This window comes from Micromonospora sp. CNZ303 (assembly GCF_004345505.1).
In genome coordinates this window covers 250,814-276,340 of record NZ_SLVT01000008.1, presented here as the reverse complement: position 1 = coordinate 276,340, position 25,527 = coordinate 250,814, and the positions used below count along the sequence as shown (strand labels likewise).

Below are 25,527 nucleotides of genomic sequence, written 5' to 3'. Positions count from 1 at the left end.
CTCATCACGCCTGGACCTGCTGACCTGCACCGCCGTCGAGCACCACCTCGACCCCGGTCCGTACGGGCGCGGCGGGCGCCACCGGCAGCGCCCGCTCGACGTACTCGCAGAGGAGGTGGCTGGTCACGAGGTGGAGTTCCTGCACGACCTGGCTGTCGGCCGAGGCGACGGCGAGCACGTCGTGGCACAGCTCCGCCAGGGGGTTGGGGGCGGGGCCGGTCAGGGCCCAGCAGGTGAGCCCGCTGTCGCGGCCGGCCCGGGCGGCGGCGAGCAGGTTGGCGCTGGTGCCGCTGGTCGACAGCAGCAGCAGGACGTCGCCGGCACGGCCGTGGGCGCGGACCTGGCGGGCGAAGACCTCGTCGTAGCCGTAGTCGTTGCCGATGGCGGTCATCGCGGAGGTCTCCGCGTGCAAAGCGATGGCGGACAGGGGCTGGCGGTCGTCGCGGAGCTTCCCGACGAGCTCGGCGGTGAGGTGCTGGGCCTCGGCGGCGCTGCCGCCGTTGCCGGCCACCAGCAGCCGGCCGCCGTCGACCAGCCGACGCGCGAGAGCCTCCCCCCACCGGGCCAGCAGCGTCTCGTGCCGCCGGAAGGGCACCAGCGCCGCCGCCAGGTTCGTCAGGTGCGCGTCCAGCGGCGTGGGTGCCGCCATCAGGCCACCACCCCGGTCGGCCGGTGGACCGCCACGTCGCCGTAGACCTCCACCAGCCGCTCCGCCGTGGCCGCCCAGGAGTACCGCCGCCGGGCCCGTTCCCGCGCCGCCGTCGCGTACGCGAAGCGGCGGATCCGGTCGTCGAGCAGCCCCTGGATCGCGGCGCCCAGCGCACGCGGGTCCCGGGCCGGCACCAGGTCGCCGGTGACGCCCTCGGCCACGGTGTCCTTGATCCCGCCGACGGCGGTGCCCACCACGGGCACGCCGCACGCCATCGCCTCCAGCGGGGTGAGCCCGAACGGCTCGTACCAGGGGGCGGCCACCAGGACGTCCGCCGAACGGTACCAGCGGCCCATCTCCTCGCGGGGCACCGCCCCGACCAGTCGCACCCGGTCGGCGACCCCGCAGCTGACCGCGAGGGCGCGCAGCCGGCGGGCGTACGGGTCGGTCTCCAGCAGACCGGCGGGCGGGCCGCCGACGACCACGCACTCGGCCTCGGGCACGTACGCCATCGCCCGCACCACGGTCTGGAAGCCCTTGCGTTCGACCAGCCGGCCGACGGTCAGGATCCGCGGCCGCCCCTCCTCCCGCTCGGCTGTCGGCCCCAGCGGGGCGAACGTGCCCAGGTTGACCCCGGACGGCACGACCGTCATCCGGGAGCGGGGCACGCCCATCCGGACCAACTCGCCGACCTCGTCGCGGCACTGCGCGATGACCCGGTCGACGGCCCGGCCCAGCTCCCGCTCGTAGCCGATCCGGCGGGCCGGGCTGGTGTCCTGCACGCCCTGGTGGCGCCGCTTGACCACCCCCAGGGCGTGGTACGTCTGCACGACCGGAACGCCGGTCTGCCGGCTGGCGGCCAGCGCGGCGAGGCCGCTCATCCAGAAGTGCGCGTGGATCACCTCGGGCATCCAGTCGCCGCCCCGCCACCGGTCGACCAGCCAGCGGCTGAACTCCCGCATGTGCGGCAGCAGGGCGTCCTTGGCGACCGGCTCGGCCGGCCCCGCCGGGACGTGCACCACGTCGTAGCCGTCGGCGCTGCGTACGGTCACCGGCAGGTCCACGGCGTCGCGGCGGGTGTAGACCCGCACGTCGTGTCCGGCGGCCGCGAGGGCGGCGGAGAGCTCGGCGACATGCGTGTTCTGACCGCCGGCGTCCTCGCCGCCCAGGATGGCGAGCGGGCTGGCGTGCTCCGAGATCATCGCGATGCGCATACTTCCTCCTCCAGCAGCCGGTCCCAGTCGGCGAGGAAACGGTCGAGGCCGTAGCGGTCCCGGGCGGCGGCGCGGGCCCGCTCCCCCGCCCGGCGTGCCTCCGCCGGCTCGTCGACGAACCGGCGGGCGGCGTCGAGCAGGGTGTCGAGCCGGGTGGACAGCGCGCCCGCCCCCGGTGGCACCGCCATCGCCGCCTCGGTGGCGGCCAGCGCGACCACCGGCATCCCGATGGACATCGCCTCGATCAGGCTCAGCCCCAGGGATGTCCACCGGCACAGGTGCAGGTACGCCCGCCGCCGCCCCAACTCGGCGTGCATCCGGTGCTGGGGCAGGTCGTCGTGGCTGGTGAGCCGGTCGGCGGGCAGGCCCAGATGCTCGGCCAGCCCGGCCACCTTCATGCCGAAGACGTCCAGCGGGGCGATCTCGGCGAAGCGGGGCAGCAGGTCGGTGCCGGTGACCCGCCCCCGGCGTACCGGCTCGTTGATCACCACCGCGAGCCGGTCGAGGTCGCCCGTGTACCGCACGGCGGGTGGGACGATGCCGTGGTCGACCACGGTGGTGCGGGTGGCGCCGGTGTCCCAGAACAGCTCGTTGAACCCGGTGACGTGGGCGACGAGCAGGTCGTCGCGGTCGGCCATGGGGTGCCGGCTGTTGGGCACGTCGCCGTCCTTGGGCGTGTTGTGCTCGACGTAGACGGCGGGTACGTCGCGGCCGGGCCGCCGGCCGAGCCACCGCTCGGCGAGGTCGATCTCCTCGGGGCGTTGCAGGACGACCAGGTCGACGTCGGCGGTGCGCAACTGCTCGGGGGTCACCTCGACGGCCGTGTCGGGCCACGGGTAGGTGCGGGCGCGGCCGAGGCCGTAGGGGCCCCGGTCCGGGGTGACGGGCACCAGGTACCGGTGCTTGCCGTGCACGAACGACGTGGTCCAGGAGCCGTGCACGTGCCACAGGAGCAGGTTCATCGGCCGCTCCCGCCGATGGTGGCCAGCGTCGTCACGCCGGCGGACGGGCTGCCGGTGGGCGGTGCCGGCCGGGCCGACGGGGTCACCCCGAGCAGCCGCAGCGCGTCGACGACCTCCTCGGGGTCGACGTTGCTGAGGCAGGGGTGTCCGGGCACCGGGCAGCGCGCCGCCCGGGTGTCGCGGCAGGCGGCCTCCGCGTCGCCGAGGCGCACCGTGGGCACCCGCCACGGCCCCCACTGCCCGAACGGCACCGTGGGGGCGAACAGGCTGACCACCGGCACCCCGTGGGCGGCGGCGAGGTGCGCGGGGCCGGTGTTGCCGACCACGACCGCGCCGGCGCCGGCGACCGTCGCGGCCAGCGCGGCGAGGCCGGTCCGCCCGCCCAGGTCGACGGCGACGTCGCCGGCCACCCGCGCGGTCAGCTCCTGCTCGTCGGGGCCGCCGGTGACCACCACCCGGTGGCCGGCGGCCGTCAGGGCGCGGGCGATCCGCGCGGCCAGCTCCGGCGGACAGCCCCGGGCCTGCGCCGCCGAGCCGGGGTGCAGCACCACGTAGCCGGGCGCGCCGGCCTCCGGCGGCGGCGCCTGCGCCGGACGCAGGCGCAGGGCGGGTCCGTCGTGGTCGGCGAGGGCGAAGCCGGCGGCGGCGGCGAGGGAGAGCGCGCGTTCCGGTTCGGGTACGCCGGCCGGCACGCGGTGCCGTACGTCGAGCAGGCTGCCGGGGTAGTCGTCGCTGATGGCGCTCACGCGTCCGACCCCCGCCAGGCGCAGCAGCAGGGCCAGGGGCAGGGGCGACTGGTGGAAGCTGGTGAAGACGACCGCCTCGTCGGCGTGCACGGCGGCGAGCCGGTCGGCGAGCTGACGCATGTCGGCGGGGTCGACGGGATCGGGGGCGGGATCGATCCAGGGCAGCCGGTGTTCGACGATCTCGTCGACGCCGGGCAGGAGGTCCGCCGCGGCGCGTCCCCGGGGCCCGCACAGCAACACCACCCGCTCGGCGTGGGCGGCGACGGCGCGGATGGCGGGCCCGGTCACCAGCACGTCCCCGGCCGAGTCGGCGCGTACCACCAGCACGGCCCCCGCCCGGCGCCTGCCAGCGCACCGCGCGGTGTCGGTGTCGGCCTGCCGGTAGGTATCGGGGTCGGCCTGCCGGTAGGTGGCCGGGTCGAGCGCCGCCTGGCGGCGCAGGATCTCCGCCACCGCCGCCGGGAGATCGGGCGCCACCTGCGGGGCGGCGGCCACCTCCTGCGGGCGGGTCACCGGCGTGGGCACCAGGATCCCCGACGCGCCCGCGGCCGACGCCGCGGTCATGTCCCGGCCGATGTCCCCCACCAGCACGCACCGCGCCGGCACGGTACCCAGCTCCCGCGCCGCGGCGTGCACCAGCCCCGGCGCCGGCTTGCGGCACCCGCATCCGTCGCCGTCGTCGTGCGGACACACCAGCCAGGCGTCGAACGGCCCCAGCAACCGCTCGACCCGGGCGTGCACCGCCCGCAGCTGCGCCTCGGTGAACAATCCACGGGCCAGGCCGGACTGGTTCGTCACCACCGCCAGCCGCAGGCCCGCCGCCCGCAACCGGTCCAGGGCGGCCCGCGCCCCCGGCACCGGCCGCACCTTCTCGGGATCGCCGTTGTACGGCACGTCCTCGATCAGCGTGCCGTCGCGGTCCAGCAGCACCGCGTCGAACAGGACGGGCCCGGAACCCGCCGTGCCAGCACCGGCAAAAACCCGGGCTGACCTGCGCTGATCCGGCTCCACCTGGTCCTGTCGCACAGCCGGCGGGTTCCCGGCGCCCCGGGGAGTAAACGTCGTCCCGGACGCCCGCCGCGTCGTACGCCGACGGCGCCGACCTGCCGTTACCCGTCGCCCGGGAGAAGCTAACCCGTCGGCACCGTTAGCCCCGGCCACACCCGGGGTACGGGAGAACAGTGGCGATTGTGGAGAAAGTGATCAAAGCTTCCCCGCAGCAGGTGTGGGCGGTGCTGGCGGACGGGTGGACGTACAGCGACTGGGTCGTGGGCACGGTGCACGTGCGCGACGTGGACGACGCCTGGCCCCGGGTGGGCAGCCAACTGCACCACAAGGCCGGGCCGTGGCCGTTCTCCCTGCACGACGTCTCCACGGTGCTGACCTGTGACCCGACGCGCCGGCTGGTGATCCGCGCCGGCCTCTGGCCTGCCGGCGAGGCCATCGTGGTGTTCACCCTCGAAGCGGTCGGTGCGGACGCCACCCGGGTACGCATCGGCGAGGACTTCGCCGCCGGTCCGCTGCACTGGATACGCAACAAGATCAACGACCTGGTGCTGCACCAGCGCAACAAGGAGACCCTGACCCGGCTGGCCGACATCGCCATGCGGCAGAAGGCGGACGCATGACGCAGACCGTGGTGGTCACCGGGGCGAGCGCCGGCGTGGGACGGGCGGTCGCCCGCCGGTACGCCGAGCGCGGCGCCCGGCTCGCGCTGCTCGCCCGCGGCGAGGCCGGGTTGGCGGCCGCCGAGCGCGACTGCCGGGAGCTGGGCGCCTCGGAGGTGCGCACCTACCGGGTGGACGTGGCCGACGCCGGGGCGGTGCAGCAGGCCGCCGACGACGTGGCGCGCCGGTTCGGCGGCATCGACGTGTGGGTGAACAACGCGATGGTCTCGGTCTTCGCCCCGGTGTGGGAGATCCCGGCCACCGAGTTCCGGCGGGTAACCGAGGTCAACTACCTCGGCACGGTGCACGGCACCCTCGCGGCGCTGCGGCACATGCGGGCACGTGGGCGGGGCGCGATCGTGCAGGTCGGCTCCGCGCTGGCCTACCGCGGGATCCCGTTGCAGTCGGCGTACTGCGCGAGCAAGCACGCCGTCCAGGGCTTCAACGACTCGCTGCGGGCGGAGCTGCTGCACGACTGCCCGGGCGTGAAGCTGTCGATGGTGCAACTGCCGGCGATCAACACCCCGCAGTTCTCCTGGGTACGCACCCGGCTGCCCCGGCACCCCCAGCCCGTACCGCCGATCTTCGCACCCGAGGTGGCCGCGAAGGCGATCGTCTGGGCGGCCGACCACGGGCCGCGCGAGCTGAACGTGGGCGGACCGACCTGGCGCGCCCGGCTCGGCGACGTCCTCGCCCCCGGCCTGCTCGACCGGAAGCTGGCCCGCGACGGCTACGACAGTCAGCAGACCGAGACCCCGATCGACCCGGCGGCCTGGCGGGACAACCTGGACCGCCCCGGGGACGACGAACGGGACCGGGGCGCGGAGGGTGTCTTCACGGACCGGGCCCGGGGCCGCTCGGCCGCCCTGTGGATCGGTACGCACAAGCCGGCCGTCTCCGGCGCCGCCCTGGCGGGGCTGGCGGTGGCCCTCACCGCGCTGGCCCGCCACCTCCGCTGACCCGGAACGGGTGCTCGTCGGGGCGGTGAACGGGACGGTAGGGGTGGCCTTTTCGACCCGGATGTGGCAACTGGCTACGCTCTGAGGGAGCCCCGTCCGCCGACCGAGGATGTCCGACATGATCGAACCCGTGCAGTTGCCCGTGCCGTGGCGGGACGCACGCCTGACCGTCGTGGTTCCCACCTACAACGAGGCGGGCAACCTCCCGGTGCTGGTCGAGCGGCTGCTGGCCCTGCCGCTGCCGGGCCTGAAGATCCTGGTCGCCGACGACAACTCGCCGGACGGCACGGGTGAGGTGGCGGACAAGCTGGCCATCGAGCACCCCGACCGGGTCGAGGTCGTGCACCGGGCCGGCAAGGAGGGTCTCGGTCGGGCCTACGTGGACGGCATCGGACGCGCCCTCGAGGGCGGCGCGGAGTACGTGGCGCAGATGGACGCCGACCTGTCGCACCCGCCGGAGGCGCTGCCGGGCATGCTCGGCGCGCTGCTCTCCACCCAGGCCGGCGTCGTGATCGGCTCCCGGTACGTGCCGGGCGGCGAGCTGGACGAGAACTGGCCGCTCTACCGGCGGGCCCTCAGCGGCTGGGCCAACCTCTACGTGCACACGCTGCTGCGGGTCCGGATCCGCGACCTCACCGCCGGGTTCAAGATCTGGCGGGCGGACGCGCTGCGCGACATCGGCCTGGAGCGGGTGCAGTCCAACGGCTACAGCTTCCAGGTGGAGATGCACTACCTGGCCACGAAGCTGGGGCACACCATCCTGGAGGTGCCGATCCGCTTCGAGGAGCGGCGCGACGGCGCGTCCAAGATGACCACCGCGACCAAGATCGAGAGCGCGCTGATGCCGTTCAAGCTGCGCAGCAAGCACCGCCACATCGAGCGCTGACCCGACCCGCTCCCCGCCACCCCACCCGGCCCTGCCACGCTGCCACGCCACGTCCTGCCCTGGTCCCGGGTCCCGTTCAGCGGGCCGGGCCCGGGGGCGGCAGGCGAACGGCGGAGGACGACGGACGGGTGAAGCAAGGGCGAAGGCGAGCGGTAGCGGCGAACGGGCGGAGCGGCGGACGGGCGACCTTGAGTCCCGGCCGTCCGGCCGCACGGAACGTCCGACACCGGCACCGCAACTGCGGAGTGCAACCCTCACCTTCCGTGACCATCGACCCCGCCTTGGGATCGGCGCTCTTCGCCCTTTGCTCTGCAGCCACGGACGCACCACGTCGCTGACCTGGGGCTGGCTCGCCGCCGGTGTGGCGGACTCGCCCGCACTTCGTCACCCGCAGCAACCGTTGCGTATATGGATGCAGAGCAAAAGGTGCGGCGAGCGACCCGCGCGGCCAGCGCTCCCCTAACTGTCCGTCAACAGCTTCCCCACAATCCGCCGGCGGGCACGCGCCCGTCCGGGCGCCCTGCTGGCCCGGCTCCGCGAAGATTCGGCCTGTTCGTGCGGGCCGCAGTGCACGGCGCCCCGCGCACGGCGCACGGCGCGAGCTTGTCGTCTTCGCCCTGCTGGCGGTCAGCGGTAGATCGCGCGGTGCGCGGCGTCGATCCCGGCCGCGTACAGCGGGCCGGTGAGGGCGCGGTCGCGGGCCAGGGCGGCGCGGGCCGCGTTCGCGCCGGGCGCGCCGTGCACGCCGCCGCCCGGGTGCGCCGACGCGCTGGCGAGGAAGAGCCGGTCCACCGGGGTGTCCGCGCGGCCCAGGCCGGGGATCGGGCGCAGGAACAGCTGCTGGTACGCGGCGGCGGTGCCACCACCGAGCGCGCCGCCGACCAGGCTCGGGTCGCCCGCCTCCAGGTCTGCAGGGCCGGCCACATGCCGCCCCACGATCAGGCTGCGGAAGCCCGGCGCGGCCTCCTCCAGCACCTGCTCCATCCGCTCGACGTGCGCGGCGATCTCGTCGGCCCGCCACCTCTGGCGGAACGGCAGGTGGGTGTACGACCAGAGCGACTCCGTGCCCGGCGGCGAGTGGCTCGGGTCGGCCACCGACATCTGTCCCAGCAGCAGGAACGGGTCGCGCGGGATCTCCTTGCGGGCCAGCGCGGCGGCGTAGCTGGTGAGGCCGTCCAGGTCCGCCCCCAGGTGCACGGTGCCGGCGGTGGCGACCGCCCGGTTGGTCCACGGCACGGGGGCCGACAGCGCCCAGTCCACCTTGAGCGTCGAGCCGTCCCAGCGGAAGTGCGCCAGGTCCTCCACCAGCCGGGGCGGCAGCGCCGCCGCGCCGACCAGGTCCAGGTAGAGGGCGGGCGCGGGGACGTCGGCGAGCACCGCGCGGCGGGCCCGCCAGAGGGCGCCGCCGGTGGTACGCACGCCCATCGCCCGGCCGCGGGCGGTCAGCACCCGGTCGACGTGTGCGCCGTAGAGGATCCGGCCGCCGCGCTCGGTCAGCCGGGCCACCAGCGCGTCGGTGATCTTCTGGGCGCCGCCGTCGGGCACCGGCCAGCCGACCTGCTGGCCGAGCATGGCGAGCAGCCAGCCGTACACGCCCGAACCGGCCTCCTCGGGTGACAGGTCGGTGTGCAGGGCGCAGCCGGCCAGCAGCACCGGGCCGCCCTCGCCCTCGAAGAGTTCGTCGCCGAGCTTGCGTACCGGCACCACCAGCCGTCGGGCCAGCCGCAGCGCCCCCGACACGCGCAGCCGGCGCAGCAGGGTCAGGCCCCCGCGCATCGGCGGGAACGGCCTGGTGATGCTCTCCAGCATCGGCTCGGCCACCTGGCGCCAGTCGTCGTACGCGTGCAGCCAGCGCTTGCCGTCGCCCGGGGCGAACGCCTCCAGCGAGGCCGCGGTGGCCTCCGGGTCGCGGTTGAGCACCGCCGCCCGGCCGTCGGGCAGCAGGTGGGCCAGCACGTCCGGGGAGTGCCGCCAGCGCAGCCCGTACCGGTCGAGCCCCAGCCCGCGCAGCACCGGCGAGGCGTAGCCGAGGGGGTAGAAGGAGCTGTAGAGGTCGCTCAGGTAGCCGGGAGCCGTCACCTCGGCGGAACGCACCGCCCCGCCCGGAGTCTCCGTGGCCTCCAGCACCAGCACGTCCCAGCCGGCGTCGGCGAGCAGATTGGCGGCGACCAGGCCGTTGTGGCCTGCTCCCACGATGACGGCGTCCGCGCTCTCCGCGCCGGGCGAACTCATCCGATCCGCCTACCCGGCCAGCAACCGGGCGAAACGCGTTTGCCGCGCCGGGGCCGGGGCATGCACTGCCATGTACACGGTTGCGCAGCTCATAGGCGGAGTGTGGGGCGCGGGCGGCGAGGGTGGCGAGTTGGTCGTACACGATCCGGCCGACGGCTCCCCGGTCAGCTCGGCGCCGGTGGCGACGGCCGACGAGGTCGGCAAGGCGGTGGAGGCGACGCGCGGCGTCGCGGCGGAGTGGGCGGCGACCGCCCCGGCGGAACGGGCGGCGGCCCTGCACCGGGCGGCGGACGCCGTGGCGGCGGTGGCCGACGACCTGGCCCGGGCCACGACGGCCGAGATGGGCAAACCCCTCTCGGACGCCCGGGGCGGCGTGGAGGCGGGGATCGGCACGCTGCGACAGTACGCGGAACTCGCCCCCGTGCGCGGCGGGCGGACCCTGCACGGCGCCACCCACGCCCTCGACTTCATGACGCCGCAGCCGCGCGGGGTGGTCGCCGCGATCACCCCGTGGAACGACCCGGTGGCGGTCTCCTGCGGGCTGCTCGGCGCGGCACTGGTCACCGGCAACGTGGTGCTGCACAAGCCGAGCGAGCGCACCCCGGCGACCGGCTGGCTGCTGGCGAAGGCGCTCGACTCCGCGCTGCCGCCCGGGGTGCTGTCGCTGCTGACCGGGGGCCCGGAGGTCGGGGCGGCGCTGGCCGCCCAGGAGGTGGACGTCGTCGCCCACGTCGGCTCCACCGCCACCGGGCGGGCCATCGCGGCCGCGGCGGCACGGACCGGGGCGAAGGTGCTGCTGGAGAACGGCGGCAGCGATCCGCTCGTCGTGGACGGCGACGTCGACCCGGTGTGGGCGGCCGGGCAGGCGGCGATCGGCGCGTTCGCCAACGCGGGGCAGATCTGCGTCGCGGTGGAGCGGATCTACGTGCACCGGGACGTCGCGGAGGACTTCGCGCTGGCACTGGTGGAGCAGGCCGCGAAGCTGCGGGCGGGCCCGGGCGGCGACCCGCGTACCGAACTGGGGCCGCTGGTGGACCGGCGGCACCGCGACCACGTGCACGGGCAGGTGACCGCGGCGGTGGCGCAGGGCGCGCGGATCCGCACCGGCGGCACGCTGCCCGACGGGCCGGGTGCGTTCTATCCGGCGACCGTGCTCACCGACTGCCGGCACGACATGACTGTGGTACGCGAGGAGACGTTCGGGCCGGTCGCCCCGATCGTGGCCGTCGACTCGTTCTCCGAGGCGCTGCGGTGCGCCGCCGACTCCCCGTACGGGCTGGCCGCGACCGTGCTGACCGGATCGATGAGTCACGCCCAGCGTGCCTGGCGGGAACTGCCGGTGGGCACCGTGAAGGTCAACGCGGTGTTCGGCGGCGCGCCGGGCGGTGCCGCGCACCCGCGCCGGGGCAGCGGGCACGGCTTCGGCTACGGGCCGGAACTGCTGGACGAGTTCACCGCGACGAAGGCGGTGCACATCGAGGCACCCGGTGGCGGCCACTGGTGAGACACGCGCGGGGGCTGTCCGCGCCCGGACAGCCCCTGCGTCGCGTACCCGAAAGGTGGCCTCAGCGGCCGCGGGCCTTGGCGGTCCGGCGGTTGTTCGCCTTCTCGATGGCCTTGACCAGTTCGGGCTTCGTCATGCTCGAACGGCCGGGCACGTCCAGCTTGCGGGCCACCTTCATCAGGTGGTCCTTGGTGGCGTTGGCGTCCACCCCGCCGGCCGTGGGCGCCCGGCGCTCCGGTCCGCCGCCGGCCGCCTGGCGGTCGCTCGGCCCCTTGCGACCCTTGGGCTCCCAGTGGTCGCCCACCTTCTCGAACTCGTGCTTGACGGCGGCGAATGCGGTGCGGTGCGCCCGCTCCCCCTCGCCGTACGTCTCCACGGCCGAGTCGTGCGTCTTCTCCCAGGTGCGCTGCGCCTTCTTGGGGGAGCGTCGCAGCGTGCTGGGCAGTACCTCGCGCCCGGGCATCTCGTCCTCCTCCGCGTCGATGGGTTCCCCTGACCGTTCCCCCGCGTCCGGTCGGCAAACCGGAGGTCGGGTTTGTCGATTTCCGGCCAGGGGTACCGGCGGGCCAGGCGAAGCCGGATGCACCGGGTCATCCGGCGGCCGGGGCGCAGGGAGCGGGCATGACGACGACGGAACCCGGCGCGGTGCGCGCCGGGCAGCGGCGACCGCGGATCCCCGGCCGGGTACGGCAGCTGAGCTGGCGCACCTGGCGCGGAGTGCTGGTGCGCAGCGTGCGCAACTTCGTCAAGGACAACTGCGCGGACTGGGCCGCCGCGCTGACCTACTACGGGGTGCTCGCGCTCTTTCCGTCCACGATCGTGGTGGTCGCCCTGGTCGGGCTGGTGTCCAACGGCGAACAGACCGTCGACACCGTGCTGGACCTGGCCCGGGACATGGGCGCCGGCTCGGTGGTGGCGAACGAGGGCTTCGTCGGCGTGGTGCGAGGCGTGGTCGACCAGAACGACTCGGCCAGCGCGCTGCTGAGCTTCGGTCTGCTCGGTGCCCTCTGGTCGGCCTCCGGCTTTATCGGGGCGTTCACCCGGGCCTCCAACGCCGTCTACGGGGTCGAGGAGGGGCGGCCGATCTGGAAGCTGCGGCCGGTGCAGATCGGCCTGGCGGCGATCTCGCTGGTGCTGTTGGCGATCGTCGCCACCGGGCTGATCGTGAGCGGGCCGGTCACCGACGCGGTGGGCGATCTGATCAACGCCGGCGGGCTGGCGCGTACGACGTGGAGCGTCGCCAAGTGGCCCGTGCTCGCGCTGATCATGATGGTGCTGCTGAGCCTGCTGTTCTGGATCGCGCCCAACGTCCGGCAGCCGCGGTTCCGCTGGCTCACCCCGGGCGGCGCGGTGGCCCTGGTGGCCTGGGCCCTCGCCTCCTTCGGCTTCGGCCTCTACGTGGCCAACTTCGGCTCGTACGACGCCACCTACGGCAGCCTCGGTGCGGTGATCGCGTTCCTGGTCTGGCTCTACCTGTCCAACTCGGCGCTGATGCTCGGCGTGCAGATCAACGCGGAACTCCAGCGCGGCCGGGTGCTCCAGGCCGGCGAGCCGGACCCCGACGAGCCGGTCCTGCCCCCGAAGACGCCGGCCACCACCTGACCCGCGCGGGGTTTACCGGCCGCGACGCCGCAGCGCCCGTTTACCGCCGGTGCCACCGGGTAGCGCAGAAGGCATGGAACGTGGCAGCAGCAAGCACGGACCGAGGGTCGACGAGCAGATGAGCCGGGAGGTCAGCGGCCTCGTGCAGGGGCCGGGGACCGGCGGCTCGCGGGTCGACGAGTCCCGTGTGCCGGAGCCGGCGGGTGAGGACCAGCCGGAGCCGACCACGGCCCCGGCCGGCGAACTGCGTACGGGCGCGCCCAAGGGGATGAGCTCCGAGGACGTCGAGCGACGCAGCCGGCTCGGCCGGTTCATCACGATGGCCGCCCTGCCCGGTGACCGGGAGACGCTGATCGCCAACGCGCGGGACAACGAGGCGCCGGCGGACATCGTCGCCGAACTGGAGCGGCTGCCCGAGGGCACCCGCTACCAGACGATCTCCGAGGTGTGGGCGGCGCTCGGCCACAAGAACGAGACGACCCGTTGGTGACCGGATCCCCGCACGATCCGGCCCGTCACCGGCGGACGAAGGAGGATGCCTTATGAGTGGCGTTACCGAGCACGTGGACGTCTCCGTCCCGGTCCGCACCGCGTACGACCAGTGGACCCAGTTTGAAGACTTCCCCCACTTCATGGAGGGGGTCCAGGAGGTCCGGCAGCTGACGGACACGATGACCCACTGGACGGTGGAGATCGCCGGGGTGAAGCGGGAGTTCGACGCCGAGATCACCGAGCAGCTCCCGGACGAGCGGGTCGCGTGGCGTTCCACGGGCGGCACCCAGCAGGCCGGCGTGGTGACCTTCCACCGGCTGGACCAGGACACCACCCGGGTCACGCTCCAGCTCGAGTTCGAACCGCACGGCGTGGTCGAGCAGGCCGGCGACAAGCTCGGCGTCGTCGACCGGCGCGCCAAGGGCGACCTGGAGCGGTTCAAGCAGTTCATCGAGCGACGCGGTCAGGAGACCGGCGCCTGGCGCGGCAAGGTCGACCGGCCGCAGCCCTGATTCCCCGCCCCCGGGTGTGAACCTCCGATGGCCGCCGGCTCCCCCGGCGGCCATCGTCGTTTGCGGGGACCCGGCCGGGGTACCGCGACTGGCATGACGGACGACGACAAGGTGTGGCGGGACGAGGAACGGACTTCGCTCCAGGAACTGGACCGGGCCGTCGCGCGGTCGACCCTGGACGGCCAGGCCGACGACGTGACGGCGAACGACGCCGGCGAGGAGGCGGCCTTCGGGCACGGCCCTCAGGCGGCGGACCGGGGCGGACAGGCCGCCGGTGCGGGCCGCGAGCCGACCGACCCGGAACGCGCGTACCGGCCCTCGACGACCGGCCGGACCGGACCGGACACGATGTGAACCGCACGGCGCGGCGGGCGGGCCCACCCCGGGTCCGCCCACCGCGCCGCTCGACGCGAAGGGTCCGGGCCGTCCGAGGCGACGGGTCCGGGCCGCTCGACGCGAAGGACCCGCGCCGCTCAGCGGGGCGCGGGGGCCGGCCGGCGGGTGCCGGCCGCGTGCAGGGCGATCAGGCCCAGCGCGAGGACGACGAGCGCCGGCCCGAGCAGCTCGACCGAGGTGTTGCCGAGCAGCACCCCGATGCCGGCGGGCACCAGCGCGCCGCCCAGCCCGGCCGCGGCGATCTGGAGCCCGATGGTCCGGTCCGCGTGCGCCGCACCGACCCGCTCGGCGGTGGTGAGGGTGAGCAGCGGGAAGACCGGGGCGGCGGCGAAGCCGACGACGAACAGCCCGGCCACGGCGACCCAGGCCGGTGCCGGCAGCGCGATCAGGACCGCGCCGACCGCCATCCCGGCGAGGCTGCCCCGCAGCACCACCGCCGCGCCCAGCCGTTCGGCCACCACGCCCTGCACCACGCGCCCGACGAACAGGCTGCCCCAGTAGCCCGAGACGCAGACGCCGGCGACGGCCGCGCCGAGGCCGCGTCCCTCGGTCAGCAGCAGGAACGCCCAGAGCCCGGCCGCCACCTCGATGGCCACGTAGACGGCGAAGGCGGACGCGCCGAGCCAGACCGCCGGCAGGCGCAGCGTCTCGCGTACCCGGGTGACGGTCGGTGGGGCGACGGCCGTCTCCCCGGCGGCGGACCCGGCGGGCTCGCGGGCCGGGGCGCGGTCCCGCCAGGCCCGCACGGTCAGCGCGAACGCGGCGGCCAGCGCGAGCTGGGCCCCCGCCACCAGGCCGTAGCCCCAGCGCCAGGAGAGCCCGGCGCTGAGCGCGCCGGTCATGATCAATGGTCCGAGCGCCACGCCGAGGCCGAAGAACGCGTGCATCCAGTTCATGTGCCGGGGACCGAAGGCGCCGGCCGCGTACGCGTTCAGGCCGGAGTCGATCGCGCCGGAGCCCAGGCCGAGCACCAGCGCGCAGCCCACCATCAGGGTGAGCCCGGGCGTCGACGCGTAGCCGGTGAGCGCGAGGCTGGCCAGCAGCGTGCTGCCGGCGAGCAGCCAGCCGACGCCGAGCCGGGCCAGCGTGAAGCCGGCCAGCACGCTGGAGGTCAGGTAGCCGGCGGTGCCGGCGGTGAGCACGAGGCCGACGGCCTCGGTGGGCACGCCGAAGTCGGCCCGGATCGAGGGCCAGCCCACGCCGATCAGGCCGTCGGGCAGGCCGAGGCTGACGAAGGCGAGGTAGGCCAGCAGGAGCAGCGAGGCGCGGGGCGGGGCGGTGGACACGGAGGACCATCCTGCCCGGAGTCGACGGCGGCGCCAGTCCGCCTCCCCTGGTGGGACGAAGATTACGGTCCGGACGGGCGGTAAAACGGACAGCTCATCCAGAATCGACCGTTCGGCTGACGGCAAGCGCCGGGTCGCGAGCAAGACTTTCGGGATGCATCAGGGCTCCGGCATCCTCTCCACGCGTCAGCGCCGCCTGGCATGGCTCGGCTTCCTCCTCGCCGCGCTCCAGGCTCCCGTCTCCGCCAAGCTGGCATCGGACGACTCCTGGTTGTTCAGCCTCTGCGTCGCGCTGATGGTGGCGACCGTGATCATCGCCGACGACGCGGCCCGCCGCCGCCCGGCGGACGCCCGCTCCATGGAGTGACGCGGCAGCCGGCGCTGCGCGTGACGCGGCAGCCGGCGCTGCGCGTATCGCGGCCGGGCGGCATGCGGTGGCCGCTCCGTGGGGGCGGCGCCTCGTTGCCGGGGCGCCGGCGGGCGCTAGCCGGCCCCGTCCGGGCGCGCCTCGTGCCCGGGCCGGCCCCGGCTGCGCCGTCGCTCCTTCATCTCCGCCTCGTAGAGGTGCCGGCGACCGCCGACCAACTCCTCCCGGGCGGCCCGGTCCAGATCGCGGAAGAGGGCGTAGTAGTTGTCGTCGAAGTCCTCGACGATCTGGAACGTCCACCGTCCGGCGATCACGTTGCGACCCAGCAGGTCGGTGTCGATCCGGTCCGCGATCCGGTCGTGCCCGGCGGCACGGAACATCTCCACGGCGTCGTCGAGCATCAGGTCGGCGTGCCCCACCAGCTGGTGCAGCGAGTAGAGGTGACCGCGGACCCGCTCGACGCACTCCAGCGCCTCGCTGAGCTTGCCGAGCGCCGCCACCGTCTCGTCGCTGACCCCGGCGGGCCTGCGGTGCCGTTCGTCCGGCCCGTCCTCGTGTCGTCCCATCCGTTCCTCCAGGTTTCGGCTGTGCCCGTCCGGGCGGTTCTCCTCCTGCCCCACCCGCGTCGGATCAACCCCCGCGCCGCCCGCTGACCGTTCGGGGGAGGGTGAAAAACCCGCCGACCGGCCGAGGTCGACCCTGGTCACGGCCGGATAGCCTCGGTCACCATGCGTGTGCCGTTCACCCGGGTCGAGACCCGTTCCGCCGCCAGTTCGGCGCGAGCCACCCTCGCTCTCCTGTCCACCTCGGTCGGCGCCGAGGGACTGGCCGCCGCCGCCGCGCGTCCGGGCCTGCTCGCCCTGGTCGACCAGCACGCCGCGGCGGTGCGGGAGAGCCTGGACGGCGACCGCCGGCCGCTGAGCGCTGCCGCGCTCGCCGGTTACGCGGAAGGTGTGCGCGCCGCCGCGCTGGAGCACGGCTGGCAGCCGCCGGCGGCCCCGGTGGACTGGTCCGCACCGGACTGGCTGCTCACCCGGCTGCTCGCGGTCTGTGCGCTGACCCGCTCGCTCGGGACCCCGGCGACCGCCCCGCTCCCGCTGGTCTGAACCGCGGCCCGGCAGGCCGCACCGACCGCCACGGGCGGGGGCGGCCCGCTGGTCTGAAGCCCGGGCAGCCGCGCCGTCCGGCCCGACCGGGGCGGGCCCCGAGCCCCGGTCGGACACGCCGGAGGGGCGCCCGCACGTCCGCGGACACCCCTCCCCGTCCCGCTCACCGCCAGGTCAGCGGCGGAACTGCTGGGTCTCGTCGCTGACGTTCCCCGACTGGTACGTGCCGCGCCCGCCAGCCGTCGCGGACTCCTGCCCGCGGGGCATGACCTCGGTGCGCTCGGCCGCCGTCCGGTCCGCCATCTGCCGGCCGACGTCGGTCTGACCGGCCTCCCGGGCCCGGCGGTGCTCCTGCACCGCCCGCGACTCCTCGGCCATCCGGTTCAGCCAGCCTTCCCAGCGGTTCTGCATCGGCCGCACCAGGCCACCGCCAACACCGATGATCAGGATGCCGGCCACGGTGGCGAGCACCGCGATCAGCACCGGTGTGGTCACCGTGGTGGCGATGCCCACCTGGTTCAGCGCGGCGATCACACCCAGCGCGAGGATGAAGACCGCCACCAGGTCGGCCAGGACCTTGCCGTACGCGAGCCCGCCCAGCGCCCCGGTGACCAGATCCCGGACGGCGTTGGCGATCGCGGCGGCCACGACGATGATGACGATCGCCACGAAGGCGCGTGGCAGCCAGGCGACCACGCCGCTGATCAGGTCACTGATCGCGTTGGGTCCCCACACCCCGAAGGCGAACTGCAGGGTGAACAGCAGTACGGCGTAGTACGCGAGTCTCGCCAGGATGTCACTGGCGTCGTACTTGGTGCGTTCCAGCGCGCGCTTGATGCCGCCCCGTTCCACCGCCCTGTCGAACCCGACCCGTTCCAGCGCCGTGTCCACGATCTTGAGCACCGCTCTGGCGATGAGCCATCCGACCACGAGGATCGCGATGAACGCGATGGCCCGCGGTATGAAGAGCAGCACCGACCTCCACATGTCGGCCACGGCGTTGCCGATGTCGACCTGCCTGACCGCGAGGCTTTCCGGCATGATGTCCCTCCTGTCGCATGGACTGCGCCGCGCGCTTACCCGGTCGCCGACGCGGCACGCCGTCGGAGTCCCCGAGTTTTTCCCGACATGTCACCGCAGAAGGACCCTGACCTGCCCGAACGTTCGGCCCCGGCGTGGTGCGGGGCATGATCGGAAACAGCCGACGGACCCTCCGGCTAGGCTGCGCTCATGCCAGGAACGGTCGGACGGGTCCCGAACCCACCAGCCCCGGTCTCGGGAACGCCCTCCGCGTCGGGCATGGCGGCCGCCGTCCCGCGCCACGACTGGGGTGGCACCCCGCTCGGTGCGTGGCGGACGTGGGACCCGGCGGTCCGGGCCGCCACGGAACTGCTCCTCGCCTCGCCCGTACCGATGGCCCTCACCCTGGGCGACGAGCACCTGCTCGTCTACAACGACGCGTACGCGGAGCTGATCGGCGACCGGCACCCCGACGCGGTGGGTCGGCCGGCGGCCCAGGTGTTCGCGGAGGCCTGGCCGCTGCCCGGCGTCGGGGACGCCATCGCGCACACCTACCGCTCCGGGGAGCCGTTCCTGGAGAAGGAGACCACGCTTCCGCTGCACCGTCGTCCCGGCCTGGTCGAGCAGTCGGTCTTCACCCGGGGCTACTCCCCCGTGCGCGACAGTGCCGGGCGGATCGTCGGCGTGCTGACCGTGGCCGCGGAGACCACCCAGGTCACCCAGCAGTTGCAGAGCCTCAGCGACTTCGCCGCGGCGCTCGCCGGCACCCTCACCCTGGACGACGTGGCCCGGGTCGCGCTGCGCTACGCGATCACCGCGTTCGACGCCGACCGGGTGTCGTTCGCCGTCGACGAGGGCGGCGGCGGCTGGCGGATGGTCCGGCGCATCCGTGGCGAGCTGGTGGACGAGGCCGACGAGCGCCTCCCCCCGCTGTGGCGGCGCATCCCGCCGGACTGGCTGGGGCCGGTGGTGACGTCCGCCCGCAGCGGCGTGCCGTACTTCGTCGACGACGGCCAGCCGCTGCGGGACATCGCGGTGGACCGGCACGACCAGAAGGTCCGTTCGCTCGCGGCGGTGCCGCTGCGGGCCTCGGTGGTGCGCGGCGGGCTGACGGTCGGCTACCAGGTCCCGCACGTCTGGTCGGCCGCCCGGCGCGCGCTGCTGGCCGCCTCGGCCGAGCTGGTCGGCCAGGCCGCCGAGCGGGCCCGCCGGTTCGAGACCCAGCACGGCACGGCCCAGCTGCTGCAACGCAGCATGCTGCCGGAGCACCTGCCCGACCTGCCCCGGATGCGGATCGCCGCCCGCTACGACCCGGGCGTCGACGGCAACGCCGCCGGCGGGGACTTCTACGACGCCTTCCTGCTGCCCGACGGCGGCCTGGGGATCGTGCTCGGTGACGTCGCCGGCCACGACGTGCAGGCCGCGGCCCGGATGGGTCAGGTCCGCGCGGCGCTGCGGGCGCTGGCGCTGACCGACCCCCGCCCCGACGCCGTGCTGGCCGGGCTCGACCGGTTGGTGACCAGCCTGGGCGCCGAGGGCGACACGCACGAGCTCTTCGTGACGGTGGTCTTCGGGGTCGTCGACGCCGACCGGCGGCGGCTCACCCTGGCCAGCGCCGGTCACCCCGCCCCGCTGATCCGCCGGTGCGCCCCGGACGGCGACCCGGTCGCCGAGTACCTCGACGTGCCCGCGGGCGCCCCGCTGGGCCTGGGCTGCCGACCGCGCACCGTCACGGTGCCCTTCGCCCCCGGCGACACGCTGCTGCTGTTCAGCGACGGTGTGGTGGAGCGGCGCTGGCAGGACCTGACGACCGGCCTGGACGCCCTGGCCGTCGCCGTGGCCGACGCGGGCAGCGGCGACCCCCGCGCGTTGTGCGCGGTGGCCACCGCGGCGGTGCCCGGCGCCACCGAGGACGACGTCGCGGTGCTGGCGGTGGAGCACGCGCTGCGGCCGTCCCGGTCGACGAGCATGGAGGTGCCGGCCGAGCCGACGGCGCCGAGCCGGGTACGGCACTGGATGACCGCGCAGCTCACGGAGTGGCAGGTGCCCGAGTCGATCATCGGCGCGGCGGTGCTCTGCACCAGCGAGCTGACCACCAACGCCCTGCTGCACGCGGGCACGGCCGCCCGGGTGGAGATCGACCTCAGCCCGGAGCGGCTGCTGGTGTCGGTCGCCGACTCGGGCACCCGGGGCACGGTGACCCGCGCGCAGACCGACACGCTCAGCAGCCGGGGCCGGGGACTGGGGCTGATCGAGGAGTTGAGCGACGCGTGGGGGACGGACCCGACCGTACGCGGCTCGACGGTCTGGTTCGAGATCCTCATCCCGCCCGCGTGAGCGGAGGGCGTCAGCCCGGCCCGACGGGGTAGGAGGACCGTATGACCACCGACGAGCCCACCGGTGTCCTCTTCGACGTGGACGGCACCCTGGTCGACACCACCTACCTGCACACCGTGAGCTGGTGGGAGGCGCTGCGCCAGACCGACCGGCCCGTACCCATGGCGACGATCCACCGCGCCATCGGGATGGGCTCGGACAAGCTGCTCGACCACCTGCTCGGCCCGGAGCGCGACCGGAGCGCGGACCAGAAGCTGCGCGCCGCCCACGACACCCTCTTCGCCGAGTACTGGGAGCGGCTGGTCCCGCTGCCCCGCGCCGCCGACCTGCTGCGTGCCTGCGCGGAGCGGGGACTGCGGGTGGTGCTGGCGACCTCCGCCGCCGAGCACGAGGTGACCGCGTTGCGCCGGGCGCTGGCCGCCGACGACGTGATCCACACGATCACCAGCTCGGCGGACGCGCGGGAGAGCAAACCGGCGCCGGACATCCTGGTCGCCGCGCTGGAGCAGTCCGGGCTCGCCGCCGAACGCGTGGTCTTCGTCGGTGACTCGGTGTGGGACGTCGCCGCCGCCGGCGAGCTGGGCATCCCCTGCGTCGGGCTGACCTGCGGCGGCACCGGCCGGGGCGAGCTGGCCGGGGCCGGTGCGGTGGCCGTCTACGAGGACCCCGCCGCACTGCTCGCCGCCCTCGACGACTCGCCGGTCACCCGGGCGGGGTGACGGCCGCCGGCTCTGTCGCTCCGAAGAGGAATACGAGAAGTCTTCCGGGGGCAAGGACTTGCACCACCTGCCCGCACGCCGTGGGCGAGGCGGAGAGGTGGGGTCGTGGAGCCGGTAGACGTGGCGTTCGCGGTGGTCGGTCTGGGCGCGCTGCTGGCGGGGATCCTGCCCCGCGTGCTCGAACGTCGGCCACTGTCCATGCCGATCGCCTTCCTCGGGCTGGGCATGCTGGTCTTCGTCCTCCCCGTCGGGCTGCCGGACCCCGACCCGCTCGCGCACCCGCAGATCGCCACCCACCTCACCGAGATCGGCGTCATCGTCGCGCTGATGGGCGCCGGGCTGAAGATCGACCGGCCGTTGAGCTGGGCCCGCTGGTCGTCGACCTGGCGGCTGCTGGCCATCGCCATGCCGCTGTGCATCGTGGCGGTGGCGGTGCTCGGCTGGTGGTGGGCCGGGCTGGTGCCGGCCGCCGCGCTGCTGCTGGGGGCGGCCCTCGCCCCGACCGACCCGGTGCTCGCCGCCGACGTGCAGGTCGGCGAGCCCACCGACGTCGAGGACTCCGAGGACGAGGTCCGCTTCGCCCTGACCTCCGAGGCCGGGCTGAACGACGGGCTGGCCTTCCCCTTCGTGTACGCGGCCATCGCCATCGCCACCACCAGCCTCGCGCCCGGTGACTGGCTGGGCCACTGGCTCGGCGTGGACGTGCTCTGGAAGGTGGCGGCCGGGGTGGCGGGCGGATGGCTGGTCGGGTGGCTGCTCGGCAAGCTCTTCTTCCGGGCCCCGAGCAAGCTGCGGCTGGCCCGGCACTCGGAGGGCTTCCTCGCGCTGGCGGCGACCTTCCTGGCGTACGGGCTGGTGGAGGTCGTCAGCGGCTACGGCTTCCTGGCGGTCTTCGTGGCCGCGCGGGCGATCCGGGCCGCGGAGCGCACCCACGAGTTCCACTCCGTGCTGCACGACTTCGCCGAGCAGGTGGAGCGGCTGCTCACCGTGCTGTTGCTGCTGCTCTTCGGCGGCGCCGTGGTGGGTGGCCTGCTGGGCCCGCTGACCTGGCCGGCCGCCGCGGTCGGGCTGGCGCTGGTCTTCGTGGTCCGCCCGCTGATCGGCTGGTTGTCGCTGCGGGGGGCGCCCGGCCGGCCGGCCGAGCACTGGGTGATCGCTCTGTTCGGTATCCGGGGCGTCGGCTCGTTCTTCTACGTCGCGTACGCGACCGCGAAGACCGATTTCCCCCAGGCGGACCTGATCTGGGCGACCGTCGGCCTCGTGGTGATCGTCTCGGTGGTGGTGCACGGCATCGCGGCGACCCCGGTGATGCAGTTGCTCGACCGGGCGGGGGAACGCACGTCCGACCCGTCCGAACGCCGCCAGGCCGGCGAGCCCGTCACCACCGGGGGTTGACCGTCCGGCCCGCCGGTGTGCGCAGGGGCCGCTTCCTCACCCTGCGCCCAGGCGGGTGACGAGGGCGCGACCGAGGTCGCGACCGGAGAGCCAGGCGCTCTGCACCCGGGGTGCGCCGAAGGCGTCGCCGGCCAGCCCGACGCCGTCGGCGTCGAGGTGGTACGTCCCGTCGGGGCCGGCGGTGGGCTTCGCGTACGTCCAGCGGTGCACGTGCACGTGCTCCGCCGCCTCGGGCAGCCCCAGCAGGTCCCGGACGGCCTCCTCGATCGCCGGGCCGGCACCGGAGGGCTGGGCGAGGTGGCCGGCGGCGAACTCGGGCGTGGTGTGGGCGACCAGCACCGGCGCGTCGTCGCCGCGGCGGTCGCCGTCGTCGCAGACGAGGTTCAGCAGCGGGTGGTCGTTGACGAAGGCGCCCCGGAAGGCGGCCCACCGGCGGGCCGGGAAACGCAGCACTCCGGCCAGGGACGGCGACCAGCGTTGGACCTGCGTGGCCCGGGTGGCGGCGGCCAGGGCCGGGTCGAGCAGCAGGGCCGCCTGCGGCCCCGGCATGGCGAGCGCCACCGCCTCGCAGGGCCGCCCGTCCACCACCGGGCCGGGCGCGACGCCGAGCACGAGCCGGTCCACGGTCACCGGCAGTTCCCGGGCCAGGTGCTCCACCAGCGTCCGCAGCCCCCGGGTCGCCGCCCAGCGCATCGGGCCGGGCACCGCACGCCGGCCGTCGGCGCCGTACGCGACGAAGGTGTCGGTCCACTCGCGGGCCAGGCCGGCCGAGCGCCATCCCTCGGCCACCTCGGCGAAGTCCGGATCGCTGACCGTGAAGTAGGCGGCGCCGGTGTCGGCCGGCCGGCCGTCGAAGCGGCGGCTGGCCATCCGGCCGCCGGCCACCCGGGCGCGCTCGCGGATCTCCACCGGGAGGCCGGCGCGGACCAGTTCCGTCGCGCACGCCACTCCGGCGATGCCCGCGCCGACCACCACCACACCCGCCCGCTGCGCCGTCGTCATCCGGTGAGCGTATGCGCGCCCGCGTCGCCCGGACGGCCGGAGACACGCCCGGCGCGTCCGGGCGTACGACGCGCCGGAGTGCGGCATGGATCGGTGCCGCGCGGGGTATTGGCACGTCTGTTCGAAGGAAGGTGGAGAGCATGACGGACCGCAGCAGCAGCCAGGCCAACCCGCAGGGCGCCATCAAGGACCCGGACGAGTGGGTCACCGGCGAGGAGCCGCCGACCGCCGCCCAGGAGTCCTACCTGGCGACCCTGGCCCGGGAGGCCGGCGAGGAGCCGCCGGAGGGCCTGACGAAGGCAGAGGCCTCGAAGCGGATCGACCAGCTCCAGGAGGAGACCGGCCGCGGTCAGTGACCGGGCGCGCGGCGCGGTGGCAGGCGGTGCAGTTCGACCTCGTCGAGCCGTCCCGCCGCCACCCGCGCCGTCAGGTACGTGGCGTACGGCTGGGCCCGCCGGTCGGTGGGCGAGCCGGGGTTGAGCAGCCGCAGGCCACCCGGGGCGAGCGTGTCCCAGGGGATGTGGGAGTGGCCGAAGACCAGCACGTCGGTGTCGGGGAAGCGGGCCGCGCAGCGGCTCTCCCGCCCGGTCTTCGGGCCGGTCTCGTGCACGACGGCGACCCGCAGCCCGTCGAGTTCCACCCGGGCGACCTCCGGCAGCCGGGCGCGCAGCGCCGGCCCGTCGTTGTTGCCGTACACCCCGACGAGGCGGCGGGCCCGGGCGGCGAGGGCGTCCAGCAGCGCCTCGTCGACCCAGTCGCCCGCGTGCAGCACCACGTCGGCGGCGTCGACCGCCGCCCAGAGGGGCTCCGGCAGGTCCCGGGCCCGCTTCGGGACGTGGGTGTCGGCGGTGATCACCAGGCGCATCCCGCCATTCTCCCCACGGGCCGCGCGCCGGCATCCGGCACGCCGACACGCCGCCCCGGAAAGTCGCGGCCTCTTCACATCGCGGCAATCAGCACGTAGTTTGACGGCGATGCATGGGAGCGCTTCCAGCGGTGCTCCTCGATGGAATGGAGATCCCGTGAGAAGCAGATCCGCACTCGCCGCGCTGAGCGCCGCGGCGGCGCTCACCGTCGCCGCCACCGTCACCGTCGGCATCGTCCGCGCACCCGCCGCGGTGGCCGCCGACTCGGCGTTCTACGTCGACCCCGCGACGGCCGCGGCGGCCTGGGTCGCCGCCAACCCCGGCGACCCCCGGGCCGCCGTGATCTCCGGCCGGATCGCGAACGTCCCCCAGGGCCGGTGGTTCACCCGGACCAACACCTCGACCGTACGGTCCGAGGTCGACGCCCTGGTCGGCGCGGCGGCGGCCGCCGGCAAGGTGCCGATCCTGGTCGTCTACAACATCCCGAACCGGGACTGCAGCGGCGCGAGCGGCGGCGGCGCGCCCGACCACGCCACGTACCGGCAGTGGGTCGACCAGGTCGCGGCCGGCCTGGCCGGGCGGCCGGCGACCATCGTCCTGGAACCCGACGTGCTGCCGCTGATGACCAGCTGCCAGAACGCGGCCCAGCAGGCCGAGACGAGGGCCTCCATGGCGTACGCCGGCAAGAAGCTCAAGGCGGGCTCGGCCGCCGCGAGGGTCTACTTCGACATCGGGCACTCCGCGTGGCTCGCCCCCGGCGAGGCCGCCTCCCGGCTGCTCGGCGCGGACGTCGCCAACAGCGCGGACGGCATCTCGCTGAACGTCTCCAACTACCGGCGCACCGCCGACGAGGTCGCCTACGCCAAGGCCGTGATCGCGGCGACCGGGGTGTCCCGGCTCAAGGCGGTCGTCGACACCAGCCGCAACGGCAACGGGCCGGCCGGCTCCGAGTGGTGCGACCCGGCCGGGCGGGCCATCGGCACCCCGAGCACCACCGCCACCGGCGACTCCGCCATCGACGCGTACCTGTGGGTGAAGCTGCCCGGCGAGGCCGACGGCTGCATCGCGCCGGCCGGCCAGTTCGTGCCGCAGCGGGCGTACGACCTGGCCCTGGCCGCCGGCCCGGCCCCCACCACCGCCCCGCCGACCACCGCCCCGCCGACCACCGCTCCGCCGACGACGGCGCCCCCGACCACCGCCCCGCCCACGACGCCCCCGCCGAGCACTCCCCCGCCGACCGGCGGCTGCGCGGTGTCGTACACCCCGAACTCGTGGTCCGGCGGCTTCACCGCCGAGCTGCGGGTGACCAACCACGGCGCCGCGCTCACCGGCTGGACGCTGACGTTCGCCCCCGGCGCCGGGGTCCGGCTGACCAACGGCTGGAACGGCGACTGGACCCAGTCGGGCGACCGGATCACCGTGCGCAACGCCGCCTGGAACGGCGGCCTGCCCACGGGCGGCACGGTCTCGCTCGGGTTCCAGGGCACCTGGCCGGGCGGCGCCCTGCCCACCCCGACCGGGTTCACCCTCAACGGCACCGCCTGCTCCTGACCGCCGTGCCTCGCCCGTCCCGCACGGGGCGGGCGAGGCACGGGGCCGTGCCGTGCG

The 25,527-nt window shown here is 75.0% G+C and carries 26 protein-coding genes; 15 read left to right on the top strand and 11 right to left on the bottom strand.

The genetic code is table 11. The features are described from left to right. Positions 1-4: 4 nt before the first annotated feature. The 4 genes from EV374_RS15755 to EV374_RS15740 are packed head-to-tail and all read right to left on the bottom strand — an operon-like array spanning position 5 to position 4,501. Positions 5-652: an SIS domain-containing protein gene (locus EV374_RS15755; RefSeq protein WP_132236054.1), complete on the bottom strand. Its 648-nt coding sequence runs from the start codon at positions 650-652 to the stop codon at positions 5-7. Beyond that, positions 649-1,863 carry a glycosyltransferase gene (locus EV374_RS15750; protein WP_132235986.1) on the bottom strand — a complete coding sequence of 405 codons (1,215 nt, stop codon included), beginning with the start codon at positions 1,861-1,863 and terminating at the stop codon, positions 649-651. Before EV374_RS15750 ends, EV374_RS15755 begins: the two co-directional genes overlap by 4 nt. Then, positions 1,848-2,825 (bottom strand): glycosyltransferase family protein, encoded by a 978-nt coding sequence (locus EV374_RS15745; protein ID WP_132235984.1) that lies wholly within the window; start codon positions 2,823-2,825, stop codon positions 1,848-1,850. Before EV374_RS15745 ends, EV374_RS15750 begins: the two co-directional genes overlap by 16 nt. Further along, positions 2,822-4,501 (bottom strand): HAD-IIIA family hydrolase, encoded by a 1,680-nt coding sequence (locus tag EV374_RS15740; RefSeq protein WP_486485784.1) that lies wholly within the window; start codon positions 4,499-4,501, stop codon positions 2,822-2,824. The genes EV374_RS15745 and EV374_RS15740 overlap by 4 nt, the downstream gene beginning before the upstream one ends. A 269-nt stretch (positions 4,502-4,770) precedes the next feature. Here EV374_RS15740 and EV374_RS15735 point away from each other — a divergent pair, with 269 nt between their 5' ends. The 3 genes from EV374_RS15735 to EV374_RS15725 all read left to right on the top strand — a co-directional run bounded on the left by EV374_RS15735 (position 4,771) and on the right by EV374_RS15725 (position 7,083). Beyond that, the gene (locus EV374_RS15735; RefSeq protein ID WP_486485783.1) at positions 4,771-5,199 is read left to right on the top strand and encodes an SRPBCC family protein; all 429 of its coding nucleotides are present in this window, start codon (positions 4,771-4,773) and stop codon (positions 5,197-5,199) included. After that, positions 5,196-6,197: an SDR family oxidoreductase gene (locus tag EV374_RS15730; RefSeq protein ID WP_132235978.1), complete on the top strand. Its 1,002-nt coding sequence runs from the start codon at positions 5,196-5,198 to the stop codon at positions 6,195-6,197. Before EV374_RS15735 ends, EV374_RS15730 begins: the two co-directional genes overlap by 4 nt. A gap of 118 nt (positions 6,198-6,315) precedes the next feature. Next, positions 6,316-7,083: a polyprenol monophosphomannose synthase gene (locus EV374_RS15725; protein WP_132235976.1), complete on the top strand. Its 768-nt coding sequence runs from the start codon at positions 6,316-6,318 to the stop codon at positions 7,081-7,083. Between the two features lie 627 nt (positions 7,084-7,710). Here EV374_RS15725 and EV374_RS15720 read toward each other — a convergent pair. Continuing rightward, positions 7,711-9,315 carry a phytoene desaturase family protein gene (locus tag EV374_RS15720; protein ID WP_132235975.1) on the bottom strand — a complete coding sequence of 535 codons (1,605 nt, stop codon included), beginning with the start codon at positions 9,313-9,315 and terminating at the stop codon, positions 7,711-7,713. A gap of 70 nt (positions 9,316-9,385) precedes the next feature. On the opposite strand from EV374_RS15720, the gene EV374_RS15715 reads away from it, so the two are divergent. Continuing rightward, positions 9,386-10,819, top strand: coding sequence for an aldehyde dehydrogenase family protein (locus tag EV374_RS15715; protein ID WP_132235974.1), 1,434 nt, complete (start codon positions 9,386-9,388; stop codon positions 10,817-10,819). 61 nt (positions 10,820-10,880) lie between these two features. Here EV374_RS15715 and EV374_RS15710 read toward each other — a convergent pair whose 3' ends face one another. Further along, a complete protein-coding gene (locus tag EV374_RS15710) occupies positions 10,881-11,282 on the bottom strand; it encodes a ChaB family protein (protein ID WP_132235972.1) in 402 nt (133 codons plus the stop codon). A 158-nt stretch (positions 11,283-11,440) separates the two neighbouring features. Between EV374_RS15710 and EV374_RS15705 the strand changes: the two genes are divergently transcribed. The 4 genes from EV374_RS15705 to EV374_RS15690 all read left to right on the top strand — a co-directional run bounded on the left by EV374_RS15705 (position 11,441) and on the right by EV374_RS15690 (position 13,779). After that, a complete protein-coding gene (locus EV374_RS15705) occupies positions 11,441-12,421 on the top strand; it encodes a YihY/virulence factor BrkB family protein (RefSeq protein WP_132235970.1) in 981 nt (326 codons plus the stop codon). Between the two features lie 73 nt (positions 12,422-12,494). Next, on the top strand, positions 12,495-12,911 hold the full coding sequence (locus EV374_RS15700) for a DUF2795 domain-containing protein (RefSeq protein WP_132235968.1): 417 nt from the start codon (positions 12,495-12,497) through the stop codon (positions 12,909-12,911). 52 nt (positions 12,912-12,963) lie between these two features. After that, entirely contained in the window at positions 12,964-13,425 is a 462-nt protein-coding gene (locus EV374_RS15695) for an SRPBCC family protein (RefSeq protein ID WP_132235966.1), read from the top strand. Between the two features lie 93 nt (positions 13,426-13,518). Further along, positions 13,519-13,779 carry a hypothetical protein gene (locus EV374_RS15690; protein ID WP_132235964.1) on the top strand — a complete coding sequence of 87 codons (261 nt, stop codon included), beginning with the start codon at positions 13,519-13,521 and terminating at the stop codon, positions 13,777-13,779. Between the two features lie 119 nt (positions 13,780-13,898). Here the strand turns inward: EV374_RS15690 and EV374_RS15685 are convergent, their stop codons facing one another. After that, entirely contained in the window at positions 13,899-15,107 is a 1,209-nt protein-coding gene (locus EV374_RS15685; RefSeq protein WP_486485782.1) for an MFS transporter, read from the bottom strand. A 154-nt stretch (positions 15,108-15,261) separates the two neighbouring features. Between EV374_RS15685 and EV374_RS15680 the strand changes: the two genes are divergently transcribed. Beyond that, entirely contained in the window at positions 15,262-15,474 is a 213-nt protein-coding gene (locus EV374_RS15680; RefSeq protein WP_132235960.1) for a hypothetical protein, read from the top strand. Between the two features lie 116 nt (positions 15,475-15,590). Here the strand turns inward: EV374_RS15680 and EV374_RS15675 are convergent, their stop codons facing one another. After that, complete coding sequence (locus EV374_RS15675) at positions 15,591-16,040, bottom strand: hypothetical protein (protein ID WP_132235958.1); 450 nt, start codon at positions 16,038-16,040, stop codon at positions 15,591-15,593. Between the two features lie 162 nt (positions 16,041-16,202). Here EV374_RS15675 and EV374_RS15670 point away from each other — a divergent pair, with 162 nt between their 5' ends. Next, positions 16,203-16,580: a DUF6401 family natural product biosynthesis protein gene (locus tag EV374_RS15670; protein ID WP_132235956.1), complete on the top strand. Its 378-nt coding sequence runs from the start codon at positions 16,203-16,205 to the stop codon at positions 16,578-16,580. Positions 16,581-16,754: 174 nt separating this feature from the next. On the opposite strand, the gene EV374_RS15665 is transcribed toward EV374_RS15670, so the two are convergent. Further along, a complete protein-coding gene (locus tag EV374_RS15665; RefSeq protein ID WP_132235954.1) occupies positions 16,755-17,621 on the bottom strand; it encodes a mechanosensitive ion channel family protein in 867 nt (288 codons plus the stop codon). Between the two features lie 189 nt (positions 17,622-17,810). Here EV374_RS15665 and EV374_RS15660 point away from each other — a divergent pair, with 189 nt between their 5' ends. From EV374_RS15660 to EV374_RS15650, 3 genes are all read left to right on the top strand, one after another. Continuing rightward, the gene (locus tag EV374_RS15660) at positions 17,811-19,937 is read left to right on the top strand and encodes a SpoIIE family protein phosphatase (protein ID WP_132235952.1); all 2,127 of its coding nucleotides are present in this window, start codon (positions 17,811-17,813) and stop codon (positions 19,935-19,937) included. 41 nt (positions 19,938-19,978) lie between these two features. Continuing rightward, positions 19,979-20,656, top strand: a complete 678-nt coding sequence (locus EV374_RS15655; protein ID WP_132235950.1) for an HAD family hydrolase — start codon at positions 19,979-19,981, stop codon at positions 20,654-20,656. Between the two features lie 105 nt (positions 20,657-20,761). Then, the gene (locus EV374_RS15650) at positions 20,762-22,051 is read left to right on the top strand and encodes a cation:proton antiporter domain-containing protein (protein WP_132235948.1); all 1,290 of its coding nucleotides are present in this window, start codon (positions 20,762-20,764) and stop codon (positions 22,049-22,051) included. Positions 22,052-22,087: 36 nt separating this feature from the next. On the opposite strand, the gene EV374_RS15645 is transcribed toward EV374_RS15650, so the two are convergent. Then, entirely contained in the window at positions 22,088-23,029 is a 942-nt protein-coding gene (locus tag EV374_RS15645; RefSeq protein WP_165947804.1) for an FAD-dependent oxidoreductase, read from the bottom strand. Positions 23,030-23,193: 164 nt separating this feature from the next. On the opposite strand from EV374_RS15645, the gene EV374_RS15640 reads away from it, so the two are divergent. Continuing rightward, positions 23,194-23,409, top strand: a complete 216-nt coding sequence (locus tag EV374_RS15640) for a DUF3072 domain-containing protein (RefSeq protein ID WP_132235944.1) — start codon at positions 23,194-23,196, stop codon at positions 23,407-23,409. On the opposite strand, the gene EV374_RS15635 is transcribed toward EV374_RS15640, so the two are convergent. Beyond that, positions 23,403-23,918 carry a YfcE family phosphodiesterase gene (locus tag EV374_RS15635; protein ID WP_132235942.1) on the bottom strand — a complete coding sequence of 172 codons (516 nt, stop codon included), beginning with the start codon at positions 23,916-23,918 and terminating at the stop codon, positions 23,403-23,405. The two genes, EV374_RS15640 and EV374_RS15635, sit on opposite strands and share 7 nt — an antisense overlap. 157 nt (positions 23,919-24,075) lie before the next feature. Between EV374_RS15635 and EV374_RS15630 the strand changes: the two genes are divergently transcribed. Next, positions 24,076-25,470, top strand: coding sequence for a glycoside hydrolase family 6 protein (locus EV374_RS15630; RefSeq protein WP_486485781.1), 1,395 nt, complete (start codon positions 24,076-24,078; stop codon positions 25,468-25,470). The last annotated feature ends 57 nt before the right edge of the window (positions 25,471-25,527 follow it).

Coding starts and splice junctions, on each gene's coding strand:
- EV374_RS15750 (WP_132235986.1), bottom strand. CDS start 1,863: ATGCGCATCGCGATGATCTCGGAGCACGCCAGCCCGCTCGCCATCCTG.
- EV374_RS15745 (WP_132235984.1), bottom strand. CDS start 2,825: ATGAACCTGCTCCTGTGGCACGTGCACGGCTCCTGGACCACGTCGTTC.
- EV374_RS15730 (WP_132235978.1), top strand. CDS start 5,196: ATGACGCAGACCGTGGTGGTCACCGGGGCGAGCGCCGGCGTGGGACGG.
- EV374_RS15725 (WP_132235976.1), top strand. CDS start 6,316: ATGATCGAACCCGTGCAGTTGCCCGTGCCGTGGCGGGACGCACGCCTG.
- EV374_RS15720 (WP_132235975.1), bottom strand. CDS start 9,315: ATGAGTTCGCCCGGCGCGGAGAGCGCGGACGCCGTCATCGTGGGAGCA.
- EV374_RS15715 (WP_132235974.1), top strand. CDS start 9,386: ATGTACACGGTTGCGCAGCTCATAGGCGGAGTGTGGGGCGCGGGCGGC.
- EV374_RS15710 (WP_132235972.1), bottom strand. CDS start 11,282: ATGCCCGGGCGCGAGGTACTGCCCAGCACGCTGCGACGCTCCCCCAAG.
- EV374_RS15705 (WP_132235970.1), top strand. CDS start 11,441: ATGACGACGACGGAACCCGGCGCGGTGCGCGCCGGGCAGCGGCGACCG.
- EV374_RS15700 (WP_132235968.1), top strand. CDS start 12,495: ATGGAACGTGGCAGCAGCAAGCACGGACCGAGGGTCGACGAGCAGATG.
- EV374_RS15695 (WP_132235966.1), top strand. CDS start 12,964: ATGAGTGGCGTTACCGAGCACGTGGACGTCTCCGTCCCGGTCCGCACC.
- EV374_RS15690 (WP_132235964.1), top strand. CDS start 13,519: ATGACGGACGACGACAAGGTGTGGCGGGACGAGGAACGGACTTCGCTC.
- EV374_RS15680 (WP_132235960.1), top strand. CDS start 15,262: ATGCATCAGGGCTCCGGCATCCTCTCCACGCGTCAGCGCCGCCTGGCA.
- EV374_RS15675 (WP_132235958.1), bottom strand. CDS start 16,040: ATGGGACGACACGAGGACGGGCCGGACGAACGGCACCGCAGGCCCGCC.
- EV374_RS15670 (WP_132235956.1), top strand. CDS start 16,203: ATGCGTGTGCCGTTCACCCGGGTCGAGACCCGTTCCGCCGCCAGTTCG.
- EV374_RS15665 (WP_132235954.1), bottom strand. CDS start 17,621: ATGCCGGAAAGCCTCGCGGTCAGGCAGGTCGACATCGGCAACGCCGTG.
- EV374_RS15660 (WP_132235952.1), top strand. CDS start 17,811: ATGCCAGGAACGGTCGGACGGGTCCCGAACCCACCAGCCCCGGTCTCG.
- EV374_RS15655 (WP_132235950.1), top strand. CDS start 19,979: ATGACCACCGACGAGCCCACCGGTGTCCTCTTCGACGTGGACGGCACC.
- EV374_RS15640 (WP_132235944.1), top strand. CDS start 23,194: ATGACGGACCGCAGCAGCAGCCAGGCCAACCCGCAGGGCGCCATCAAG.
- EV374_RS15635 (WP_132235942.1), bottom strand. CDS start 23,918: ATGCGCCTGGTGATCACCGCCGACACCCACGTCCCGAAGCGGGCCCGG.